The sequence below is a fragment of the Clostridium sartagoforme genome, from assembly GCF_039521405.1.
Taxonomy (GTDB): domain Bacteria; phylum Bacillota; class Clostridia; order Clostridiales; family Clostridiaceae; genus Clostridium; species Clostridium sartagoforme.
Genome location: NZ_BAAACH010000030.1, coordinates 44,086 through 55,204, shown reverse-complemented (window position 1 = coordinate 55,204; position 11,119 = coordinate 44,086). Strand labels below are relative to the sequence as shown.

General features: G+C 26.8%; 11 protein-coding genes. 3 read left to right on the top strand and 8 right to left on the bottom strand.

Going from position 1 to position 11,119, the window contains the following annotated elements; genetic code table 11:
• Window positions 1-255: 255 nt before the first annotated feature.
• Window positions 256-420: a hypothetical protein gene (locus ABDZ60_RS12140; RefSeq protein WP_343778391.1), complete on the bottom strand. Its 165-nt coding sequence runs from the start codon at window positions 418-420 to the stop codon at window positions 256-258.
• 451 nt (window positions 421-871) lie between these two features.
• Here ABDZ60_RS12140 and ABDZ60_RS12135 point away from each other — a divergent pair, with 451 nt between their 5' ends.
• Window positions 872-1,528, top strand: a complete 657-nt coding sequence (locus ABDZ60_RS12135) for an SIR2 family NAD-dependent protein deacylase (RefSeq protein WP_343778389.1) — start codon at window positions 872-874, stop codon at window positions 1,526-1,528.
• Here the strand turns inward: ABDZ60_RS12135 and ABDZ60_RS12130 are convergent.
• The 5 genes from ABDZ60_RS12130 to ABDZ60_RS12110 all read right to left on the bottom strand — a co-directional run bounded on the left by ABDZ60_RS12130 (window position 1,525) and on the right by ABDZ60_RS12110 (window position 7,675).
• Window positions 1,525-2,229: a hypothetical protein gene (locus ABDZ60_RS12130; RefSeq protein WP_343778387.1), complete on the bottom strand. Its 705-nt coding sequence runs from the start codon at window positions 2,227-2,229 to the stop codon at window positions 1,525-1,527. The two genes, ABDZ60_RS12135 and ABDZ60_RS12130, sit on opposite strands and share 4 nt — an antisense overlap.
• A gap of 29 nt (window positions 2,230-2,258) precedes the next feature.
• Window positions 2,259-2,894, bottom strand: coding sequence for a hypothetical protein (locus ABDZ60_RS12125; RefSeq protein WP_343778385.1), 636 nt, complete (start codon window positions 2,892-2,894; stop codon window positions 2,259-2,261).
• Complete coding sequence (locus ABDZ60_RS12120; protein ID WP_343778383.1) at window positions 2,891-5,050, bottom strand: sensor histidine kinase; 2,160 nt, start codon at window positions 5,048-5,050, stop codon at window positions 2,891-2,893. The genes ABDZ60_RS12125 and ABDZ60_RS12120 overlap by 4 nt, the downstream gene beginning before the upstream one ends.
• An 18-nt stretch (window positions 5,051-5,068) precedes the next feature.
• A complete protein-coding gene (locus tag ABDZ60_RS12115; RefSeq protein ID WP_343778381.1) occupies window positions 5,069-6,280 on the bottom strand; it encodes a DNA cytosine methyltransferase in 1,212 nt (403 codons plus the stop codon).
• 90 nt (window positions 6,281-6,370) lie between these two features.
• Window positions 6,371-7,675, bottom strand: coding sequence for a Tn7-like element transposition protein TnsE (locus ABDZ60_RS12110; RefSeq protein WP_343778379.1), 1,305 nt, complete (start codon window positions 7,673-7,675; stop codon window positions 6,371-6,373).
• Between the two features lie 156 nt (window positions 7,676-7,831).
• Between ABDZ60_RS12110 and ABDZ60_RS12105 the strand changes: the two genes are divergently transcribed.
• Together ABDZ60_RS12105 and ABDZ60_RS12100 are read left to right on the top strand one after the other, a co-directional pair.
• The gene (locus tag ABDZ60_RS12105; protein ID WP_099346691.1) at window positions 7,832-8,509 is read left to right on the top strand and encodes a helix-turn-helix domain-containing protein; all 678 of its coding nucleotides are present in this window, start codon (window positions 7,832-7,834) and stop codon (window positions 8,507-8,509) included.
• Entirely contained in the window at window positions 8,485-9,396 is a 912-nt protein-coding gene (locus tag ABDZ60_RS12100; protein WP_111928229.1) for an IS3 family transposase, read from the top strand. The genes ABDZ60_RS12105 and ABDZ60_RS12100 overlap by 25 nt, the downstream gene beginning before the upstream one ends.
• A 39-nt stretch (window positions 9,397-9,435) precedes the next feature.
• On the opposite strand, the gene ABDZ60_RS12095 is transcribed toward ABDZ60_RS12100, so the two are convergent.
• Both ABDZ60_RS12095 and ABDZ60_RS12090 read right to left on the bottom strand, forming a co-directional pair.
• A complete protein-coding gene (locus ABDZ60_RS12095) occupies window positions 9,436-9,594 on the bottom strand; it encodes a hypothetical protein (RefSeq protein WP_343778377.1) in 159 nt (52 codons plus the stop codon).
• Between the two features lies 1 nt (window position 9,595).
• Window positions 9,596-11,116: a TnsD family Tn7-like transposition protein gene (locus ABDZ60_RS12090; protein WP_343778375.1), complete on the bottom strand. Its 1,521-nt coding sequence runs from the start codon at window positions 11,114-11,116 to the stop codon at window positions 9,596-9,598.
• Window positions 11,117-11,119 lie beyond the last annotated feature (3 nt).

Sequence of the window (11,119 nt, the reverse complement as noted above, 5' to 3'; positions counted from 1 at the left end):
ATAACATAAAAAGTGCATAAATTCCTACATTTTGATGTTGGAACTTTTATGCACTTTCATATTAACATTTACACCTCTGTTTATAAATTGTGGTCGGCAAACCTACTTTTATAATACATTGGAGGTTTTATTTTTTCTACTCATAGCTAAAAGCTTTCCGGAACCACAGGTAGAACCTGTGATATTCTTTATACAAAAAAACTGCACACTCATCCACTAATCGTGAGAGTGTACAGCTTCATATTATACTTACTACTAAACTTCTTTAGATAACTTTTCTAAATCTGCTATAATAACTTTTACTAAATCTAACTTTCCCTTAGCATAATCTTTGTCAGTTAGCCAGTTTATCCCTAGTTCTAATGCTTTTTCAGTTTCTTTATATTCATTTAATAATGTCTTTATTAACTCTTCATTCATATATATCAACTCCATAAATTAATTTAAATTCATTGTTGTTTTATATAATTTAATTATAAAATAACAATATTTTATTTAACCCTTTTACCCTCTTGTAGGTTTTGAATAAAGTTTAATCATAATAATGCTCTAAAAACTCATTTTTTCATAAGCTTAAAAACAGTATTTCGAAATAAAGTTTAATCAAAATATTACTTCTGATTTTAGCTCTTGTACTTATTTTAGTAATAAAGTTTAATCAAAACTTATAGTTTTATATTAATTGCTTATAAGTTATAGCAAAAATATAAATAAGTTATGCACAGTATATAAACATTTGCCGCTATCAAACTTTATATTAAAATATGATAATTATTAATTGTTCTAATATTATACTATTTATTGCATATATATTTAATACGTATATAAAATAACTTTTAGGAAATAATCAAATTAGAAAGAAGGTAAGATTATGTATACTTATGACATAAAAAATACAATTATAAATGCCAAAAATCCAGTTGCATTTACTGGCTACAAGATATCAGAATTATCAGGTTTCCCTAGGTTACAAGAAGAACTTAATAACTATACCCTTAAAGACATCTTAACTGTTGATTTTTTTTATACTAATACTATAATATTCTATAAAACGTTTATAAAATTATTAAACTCACCTCCAGTTTTTCCTAATTACGTTCATAATATTTTATCTAAATTGAATTTTACTATAATTACTGAAAACTTTGATAGTTTGCATCAGAAAGCTGGTAGTTCAAATGTTATAGAATTGAATAATAATTTAAAATATCTATCATGTACACAATGTAACTACGTAATTGAATCAAATCTGGTATTATCTAATATCACTACAGATGAAGAGCTATTATGTAGTGTTACTTGTCCCAATTGTAAAACTATTTTAAAACCCAAATTAGTTTTATTAGGTGACAATATTAACAAATTTCATATTGCGCTAAATGAAATTTATAAATCAGACCTTTTTCTAATTATTGGAAGTAACTTAGACTTCTGGCCAGCTAACTATTTACCCATAAAGGCAAAATATGTAAATTGCCCTACAATTATATTAAAAGACGACTATAGTATTCTTAAAGATATTTACTAATTTACAATTTGTGACTTATCCCCATATATTTCAATATTATCAGCTACATTACTAATTGCTATTATTGCTTGATCAATACCATGATTCCTATAAAAACTTGATCCTCTTTTAGATAATTCTTCAGCTTTATTCAATACAGTTCTTTTAAGTTCAAGTTTAAGAACCAATGCAAGTTTGCTAAATTTCCATTTTTCTCTTATAGCCTTCTCAATCACACTTGAAAAAACTTCTTTATAACAACATATTAAAAACTCATGGTATCTATTTGAAGGCTTTTTCTTATTTTGTTTATCTAAATGAATTTTATGCTTAAATCCTAAATATGTTTTGCATTTTCCTTGGTTACAGGCGATTCCAGCTAAAGCTTGAGTTGTACCACATGAAATTGCTATAATTTTTTTATTTGCTATTGCATTTAAAACATCAACATTTTCATTTAATATCTCATTTACACTTATTAAAGGTTGATGATTTCCATAATTATGATCATATTTATGATATAAAGTATCTTTACTACCATGAGTTATAATTATTATAGTATCATAATTTTTAATTTCCTTTAAACATTCTTCCTTAATATCACTAAAAGTAATATTTATCTTTATACCATACTTTTGTAGATTCATGTCTATTTCATTGCTAAATTTACCAAACCTTTTCATTTCTTCATTAAGTCTATTTCTGTATATTATTACTGACAAGTTATCACCCTTTTTCTACTTGAAACTAGTTAATATTTATAATTTAATAATGTACTTAATATTGTTTCTGTTACTTGTTTTCTAAAATTTTTGCCTTCATCAGTATCTTTCAACAAATCATCTATAAGTGATTCGACCATAACTTCATTTCCTTGAAGATTATTATAAGTGATTTCAATTCCTTCTTCTTTATATTCTGAGGTCAATTTTATTAAAAGTTGTGACAAAACATCAATATTTTCACAACATTTCTTAATTACATCAATCATCATCGGAAAATTATTTTTATATGCTATATAATTTACTCCATAATTATTTATTAATTCAAATATATCTTTATGTGGTAATTGTAAATCATAATTTCTATTATCTGTATCATATATAAATGAACTAGAATAAAAAACTATTTTGCTCACACTATTTTTCATTCTAAATTTCCTAATTATATCATCACCCATTACATTTTCAGAATATCCTTTTTTTAAATCGTAATCTATAAGTAATATATCATAAATCTTGTTACTATCATAATCACTCTCATTATTTATAACATCAAATTCAATATCAATATTATAATCAACCTTCAACTTTTTCTTATACGTGTTACACAATATTTTAATCTGAACTTCATCATCTATTACTAATGCATTATATTTGTATTTCATATTTTATTTCTCCCCCCTATTATTGGTAATTTAATTAAAAATGTTGTTTTTTTGTTTTCTTCGCCAAGATTTACACACATTATTTCACCTTCGTGATCTTTTACAGCATCTCTTGCTGTTGCTAGTCCTATTCCGGATCCATCTGTGTTTGATCCCCATAATGCAAAAATAAATGGTATTTTATCTTCTGGTATTCCTTTTCCATTATCAGAAAAATATATTTCTACAAAACCATTATTAATTTTAGTTTCTATCGTTATTTCTCCATCTTTAATCTCTGAAAGTGCTTTAAATGAATTATCAAATAAGTTTTCGAAAACATTTATCTGTAAGGCTTCTTTATTTCCTTTAATCTCTACATTATCAGCCTGAAAAACATTATTAAGAACAACGCCTTCTTGTCTTAATCTAGACGCATGATTTCTAATTGTTTCATCCACTAAATCTTTTACATTGAAGTTAGATTTTTTTGCTTTTGCAGCTTTAATAATTTTTAATGAACCATCAACCATTTTTTGTATTGTATTAAATGCTATTTTAATTTCTTTTGTATTAAACTCAATTTTGGAAATTTTTAAATCTATATCCAAATCTTCAAGTTGAGCATCTATTATTGCCAATTTATTCTTAATCTTATGCATTGTATTAAATAATACGCCCTCTGCACCAGTAATTTGGGAGTAAATTTTTATTTTCTTATCAATTTCTTTTGAAGCAGTTTCAACTTTCTCAATATTATTCATCAATTTATCTGAATTGTATTTTAATTCTGCTATTAATTCACTTTTATCAGTATGTGGGATATCTACTTTATTTATTATTTTCTTAAAATTTTCTATAAAATTTGTAGTTTCAGCTTTTAAGTTAGTTGATTCATTCCTCAAAATTTCGCTAGTTTCTCTTGATTCACTCTCAAGTTTATCGAATATATAGCTTTGAAGTAGTCCAATTATTTTCCAAACTAACTCTTTTAATTGAGAAAATTCTGGAACATCTTCTATTAGCCCTACCCTATCAGTTGCTTCTTTAAGAATATTATTTCCTTTTGACTCGTCATGAGAAAGCAATATATATCCTACTAAATCCCTTGTTCCAAAAGTTCTAAAAACTCCTTGAGAATGTTTATTATCAATTTCAAGCCAATCATTATGAGATTCTCCATATGGCATTATTCTAAAATTATCTCTAAATATTTTAATATTACCATATTCATGTGTTGGTAACCCCATGCTTCTTGTAAATATACCTTTATCAGTTTTATTTAAATAATATATAGTTACTTCAACTTCTCCAAATGGAGATTTATCATATATATTCTTTTCTGTACTTATTTTAATTTCTCCATTGTCTTGTATTTCATAATACATATTACCGTCTTTATCTATTTTTGCATAAATTTTAGTTTTAAGATATTCAAATGAATCATTCAAAATTTGCTCAGTAAGATTTGAAATAATATTATTTTCTTTTTTAGGATAGGTAAACAATATTCTAAATTCATCCTGTTCAATTTCTATTGGTGATAAAAACTTCTTTAAACTCATTCTTAATTTATCTATATCACTTAAAAACCATCTGTCTCTTAAATTCATTATTTTTAACTTCAATCCAGCACTTTCATTACTTTCAACATTTCTAATTTCATAAGTGCAAGGTATTTCTTCAATAAGCTTATCTCTATCTTCAAAATCATCCCAATTAAATTTTACTATACATTTGTTCTGTAAATTTTTGTCTATTGACTCCATTACTAAAACAGAACCTACTTTATCAACACCAAATCTTCCAATACCCTTTTCCCCATTAACATGTCGTTTTGATATTATCTCTATTTGTTCTTTTCTAATTCTAATTTCTTCTACTTTATTTTTTTCCTTATAGGATGTTCCTAGTTCCATCCAATTATCTTCTATTTCCTTTAATGTCATCCCTTTACCATTATCTATTATTTCTATATACGAATCTTCTTTTGATACTAACTTCGATCTATTTCCATCATTATGATCAAAATTTACAAACTTTATTTCAACTTCACTTGCTCCAGCATCATATGAATTCTTTACCAATTCAAATATAGCTATAGTACTATTAGTAATAAGTTCTCTTCCAACCAACTTTTCAACTTTTGCATTAGTTTTAAAATACAAACTTGGCATAGATACCCTCCCTTAATTTCACTTTTTTAGAGCATTCATTATTTCATTCGCGACAGCTTTAGCTAATAATGGTGGAACAGCATTTCCTACTTGAGTATATTGTGGTAAATCACTTTTTCTCCTATCCCCACCAGTAGTTCTTTTACCTAAGAATTCAAAACTATCATCAAATGATTGAAGCCTTGCAAATTCTCTTACTGTCATTATCCTATTTTTGCTATAATGAATTAAATCATCTGGCAACGTTAATACTGTAGGTGCTGGTTTATTTTCTATTGCCCTTTTACATCTTGTTTTTTTTGTTTCGTAAACTTCCCAATCTTCATTATCTAACTTATTTCTCAAACATATTATATCTTCACCTTGGTCAATAAGTGCAAATCTTTTTTTTACCTTTTCAGAATGTTTAGAAGCTTCATGATTAAACAACTGATTTGACCTTATCATTTTTCCATCCTTATTGGGAGTTCTTCCTTCGATAGATTGCTTTTGATATTCTGTTAATTCTATATCTTCTCTATATCGAATACTTTTATGCCCTGATTCTAAAAATGACAAATCATTTATTGCATCTTTTATAGTTACTATATTAGCATTATTTCCATTTGGAAATGTAGGTGGTTCTACTAAGTCCTTATATTTTCCACCTTTAACTCTTCGTATTTTATGTCCTAAGAAGAACACCCTTCTTCTTGTTTGAGGTACTCCAAAATCAATTGCTTGTAATACTCTATATTCAACATAATAACCTATCTGAAAAAACTCATCCTTTAAAATTTCTGCCACTGTTTTATTTTCATATATTTTATTTTTAACACCCTTGAATTTATCAAATTTCATGGATAAAATTCCTTCAACATTTTCCATTACAAAGTATTTAGGTTTTACGTTTCTTATCACACGAATATAATTACTAAAAAGCATATTCCTTGGATCATTCTTATCTCTTTTTCCTGCTAAGCTGAATCCTTGGCATGGTGGTCCTCCACATACAACATCTATTTCTGTTCCTTCTAAAAACTTTTTCAAATTACTCTTTTTAGAAAATTTCCTTATGTCTTCACATATAAATTTAGTTTCATATCCAAGCTGATTATGTCTATTCATATATGTTAGCTGCGCTGTTTCATTTATGTCTGTTGCAAATTTCACATCAAATCCTGCTTGAATAAAACCTTCTGACATCCCACCAGCTCCACAGAAAATATCTAGTACAATAGGTTGTTCCAATCAATAACCCTCCTAATCTATATTTTTATATAATTTTATTATATACTTTTTAGTATAAAAAACCAGGGAATAGAGGAAATTAATTCATATTTATTGCAACAAGCTAATTATCATGCTTTGCTGAATATTTTTTAAAATGTGAAATACCCTTTTTTCAATCATATTATTAATATGCCTATGCCTTTTTATTACAATATTTCTTTGGTGAATTATCAAAAACACTTCATGGCTCCAGTTGCCACTTTCTTTAACTAAACCATGTAATATTTTTTTATAAATCCACTCCCAATCGCATTCTTCATTAGCTGTTATTATAAGCATTGATAAAGATCTTCCTTCTCTTTCTATTTCTATTATACTATGTTCTTTTCCATTCATAGTAACTACCTTTCCAATAACGCACCTTCTTCTAGTAACACCATCATTCAAATATGAAAATTTGCGCCCCAATGGTAATTCCACTATATCGATTTCAACACTTTTTATCCCTTGCATTGATTTTAGCTTATTTAAAACATCAATAAACTCTTTAAGTTCTCCATTAACTTGTTCTAAATCAACATTAGATATTTCAACTCCTTTAGCTAGATTTAATCCTTCAGCATCTGATAGAGTCCTTGAATTATCATCATCCAACATATATTTTTTTGTATTTTTATCCTCGTTAGTTCTTTTATCTCTATATCCTACTTTTTCTTTTCTAACCCTCGGGATATTCACATACTCATGAGAAAGTACCTTCTTATTTAAACTTTCATCTGTATCAGTTGACCCATCAATATTATTATCTATAGTTCTATTACAATCGTTATTTCTTTTATGATATGTTCTTAACTTTGCTTTTCCAGTATATTCTTGCTCTTCAAAACTAGGGTGGTAAACCATAATCTCATTTACATTGATACTTTTCTCTTTTAGCTTTATTATTTCTACTACTGTATAGCCAACCTTATTTTTCTTGATTCTAGCTTGAATTTTAAAAGAATACAATTCAAAATCAAATATTAGCTTATTATTTAGCATATTGTAGCCTATACTATTAAAAATATTTAGTGCTTTCTCATTACTTATTAACCAGGCTAAGTGGTTGTAATACTCACTTTTTAGGTAGGATGTTTTATATTGTCTAGTAAAATATATCTTTAGCACATTATTTTCAAGATTATATGTATAGTAGTCTTCTGAAATATCATTATATAATATAGTATTTAACATAAAGGTATTAGGAGCTAACACAGCCTTTACTATCTCAATTACTGGAATAGAGTAGACTGTGTTACCTTTCTTGAAATTGAAGGTTCTTGATTTGCTTTTATAGCTGCTAGCTTTTATAGTCCAATCACTTTCATTATACTTAGGCTTAATTCCACTCAAATCTATATCTCTGATTTCCATAGCTCCATCATCACTAATCATTTCTGATGAAACTAAATTGCCATCAATATAGTACTTTCCTATAGATAAAAAGTGTATATTAGCCCAGTCTGATATGCTCCCATTATAGTAGACAGTTAAAATAATAAAACTGTTCTATAATGGGAGGATTTTTTTATGTCAAGAAAATCAAAAGTATCAACCGAAATAAAAGTCCAAGCTGTTGAAGATTATTTAAGAGATATAAAAAGTTTATCTGAAATAAGTAATGAACTAAATATCTACAAAAGTGCTATTTCAGCTTGGGTCCGTAAATATAAAACCTTTGGGAAAGAAGGTTTATTAAACAAAGGATATAATACATCCTATTCTGCTCAACTTAAAACTCAAGCCGTTATTGATTATCTTGATGGTAAAGGATCATTAGATGATATTTGTATTAAGTATAAGATAAGTGCTATTGGTATTCTCCAGCAATGGATTAAGAAGTATAATGGTCATAAGATATTTAAATCTCATTCAACAAAAGGAGATAAACTTATGACTAATGGAAGAAAAACAACTTATGAAGAAAGAATTGAAATAGTGTCATTTTGTATTGCTAACGCTCACGATTATAATTTAACTGCTAATAAATTTAATGTTTCATATCAACAAGTTTATACTTGGGTAAAAAAATACAATAAGGATGGATATAACGCGCTAGTCGACAGACGCGGTAAAAATAAATCCTTTGAAGAATTAAGTGAATCAGAAAAATTCTCTGCACAATTAAAGCTTTTAGAAGCAGAAAATAGACGTTTAAAAATGGAGAATGATTTCTTAAAAAAATTAGAAGAGATAGAAAGGAGGTAGATAAATACACTATTTCATCCACAAATAAGTATATTGCAATTAGAGAATTACATGAATTAGGGTATTCAATATCTGAACTATGTAAATGTGCTAAAGTTGGGCGTGCTTCCTATTATAAGTGGTTAAATCGTTCCGCAACTGAAAGAGATAAAGAAAATAAAGTTATTTTAGATGAAATTATTAAATTATACTCAGAAGTTAAAGGGATTTATGGCTATCGCCGTATAACGTTAAATATAAATAGAATACTAAATTCAACCTATAATCATAAGCGTATATACAGGCTTATGAAATCTGTAAAACTTACTGCTGTTATTAGGAGAAGAAAGAAAAGATATATTCAAAGTACTCCACAAATTACAGCTGAAAATATATTAAATAGAAAGTTTGTAGCTGATAATCCAAATGAAAAATGGCTAACAGATGTTACTGAATTTAAGATGACTAACGGAAGCAAAGCTTATTTAAGTGCAATACTAGATCTCGGAGATAATAGTATTATTTCGTATGTATTAGGTAAGTCTAACAATAATAAATTAGTTTTTGATACCTTAGACAAAGCTATTGAAGCGAATCCGACCGCAACGCCACTATTCCATAGTGATCGCGGATTCCAATATACATGTAAAACATTCAAGATGAAACTAAATAAAATTAATGCAGTGCAAAGTATGTCTAGGGTAGGTAGATGTATTGATAATGGGCCTATGGAGGCTTTTTGGGGTACTTTAAAATCAGAAATGTACTATCTAAGAAAGTTTTCAACCTTTGAAGAACTTGAACAAGCTATTGATGAATATATAAAATTTTATAATACAAAAAGATTGCAAAAAAAACTAAAAGGTATGGCTCCTATTGAATATAGAAGCCACACCTTAGCAGCATAATTTTATATTATTTACCCTGTCTACTTGACAGGGGGCGGTTCAGTCTTGAATTACTTTTTTTGTTTCTTTTCCATCACAAAAATATGTATCTATCATCCATTTATTATTATATTTAAAAGGCTCTCCAATCCATATTAATTGAACCTTTTCCCCTTTAGGAAAAGGCCAATTTTTTAGCTTTAACTTATCTCTCTCCATTTTATCCTCTCACTTTATTGACATATTTGATTAATTCATCTTTTAACTTATTAAACCGATTCGTTCTTATAGCTGCAATTCTTTGTACTTCCCAAATCCTTATGTTTTTCTCTTCTTTTATCAACCTATCTATTATTTTTTTACATCTTCTTAATTGAAAATCTTTAGTTGTTTCACATACAGATTCTAAATATTTTTTACTTTCAGGTAGTTTATCTATCTTCTTTTCTAAATTTACTAAAATCCCCAATGGTTTAGCTAATAATCCTTTAGTTATCCTGATTATTTCATTACTTTCCATTAGATGCTCATATCGTTTATGTAATAATTCTAAATATTTTTTATCTCTTTCTTCCCAGCTTATTCTTGTATTATCTTTTTCTATTAAACTATTCTTTATTGGAAGATTGCTAAATAACCATTTACTATCATGTCGATATAAATAAATATATTCTTTTTGTAACATTTTCCTCAATTCTGTTCTACTTATATTTTTATTTTCTTTCATAAGATTTAATATGTTATTTCTGCATAATAAAACTTTAGAATTTGATAATATTTCTTTATCTCTTTGAGGCTTTTTCTTAATAATTTCAATTTCTATTTTAGTTTCAAAAAATTCTTCTATATCTTTACATAAGAAGTTTATAAATAATAAATGTCTAATTGGATGACTTGCTCTTTTTGATTTCCTTGAAATTACCTTTATCCAATTAAACTCATTATTATAATCAATAGAGGACTCCAGACTTTCTAAAAACTCTATTCCATAAAACTCTATAAATTTTTCATATAATTTTCTTTGATTTACTGTTCCTGTTTCTCTAGCTAATTCTTTTTTTCTTAAAAAATACAAATATCTATCCCTTATATCTTTCCTTGAAAACTTACTCAAATCAGAAGAAAGAATATAATACGCACTCTTAGCCATTTTAAAGTGATTATTATAATTATCTACTTCATAAAAAACTTTAAAATTTAAAATATCTTTTTCTAACCTAATATACTCAATTTTACTTGAATCAATCTTTCTCTTAGGATAATTCTTTAATACACAACCATGACGTGTACAAAGTTTTATACCTTGAAGTTGATGTTCTCTATGTATATAGGCTTCATCTAACCTTTCTATTTCTTCTTTTGAACATAATGGACAGTATCTTATATAATCTGTTTTGCAAATTGATCCTGCAACAATTCCTAATTTAGTATAAATATTATTACAGCCTTCAAACCTCATATAATTTAACGTTTCAGCCTTTATTTCTTCATCTAAAAAAGGTTGATAAAAAGGATATATCGTATGATTTCTTATTATTTCTTCTGAAGAGTAATTACCTCCTAATTCTTTAGATAAATATTCGAGTCTTCCTCCAAATTCCAAGATTGGAACAACACTTCTTTTTCCAAAACATTCTTCTATAGTATCTCTAAAATCTTTGTTTCCTGAATAAAAGTTATATCTTGCTATAGCTGAATATATTAATTCATCCTTATAGGGATCAGTAAAAAAATTTAACATTTT

Excerpts from the sequence above, each read along its gene's own strand:
- ABDZ60_RS12095 (WP_343778377.1), bottom strand. The coding sequence starts at position 9,594 with ATGGAGAGAGATAAGTTAAAGCTAAAAAATTGGCCTTTTCCTAAAGGG.
- ABDZ60_RS12090 (WP_343778375.1), bottom strand. The coding sequence starts at position 11,116 with ATGTTAAATTTTTTTACTGATCCCTATAAGGATGAATTAATATATTCA.
- ABDZ60_RS12105 (WP_099346691.1), top strand. The coding sequence starts at position 7,832 with ATGTCAAGAAAATCAAAAGTATCAACCGAAATAAAAGTCCAAGCTGTT.
- ABDZ60_RS12125 (WP_343778385.1), bottom strand. The coding sequence starts at position 2,894 with ATGAAATACAAATATAATGCATTAGTAATAGATGATGAAGTTCAGATT.
- ABDZ60_RS12140 (WP_343778391.1), bottom strand. The coding sequence starts at position 420 with ATGAATGAAGAGTTAATAAAGACATTATTAAATGAATATAAAGAAACT.
- ABDZ60_RS12120 (WP_343778383.1), bottom strand. The coding sequence starts at position 5,050 with ATGCCAAGTTTGTATTTTAAAACTAATGCAAAAGTTGAAAAGTTGGTT.
- ABDZ60_RS12110 (WP_343778379.1), bottom strand. The coding sequence starts at position 7,675 with ATGGAAATCAGAGATATAGATTTGAGTGGAATTAAGCCTAAGTATAAT.
- ABDZ60_RS12135 (WP_343778389.1), top strand. The coding sequence starts at position 872 with ATGTATACTTATGACATAAAAAATACAATTATAAATGCCAAAAATCCA.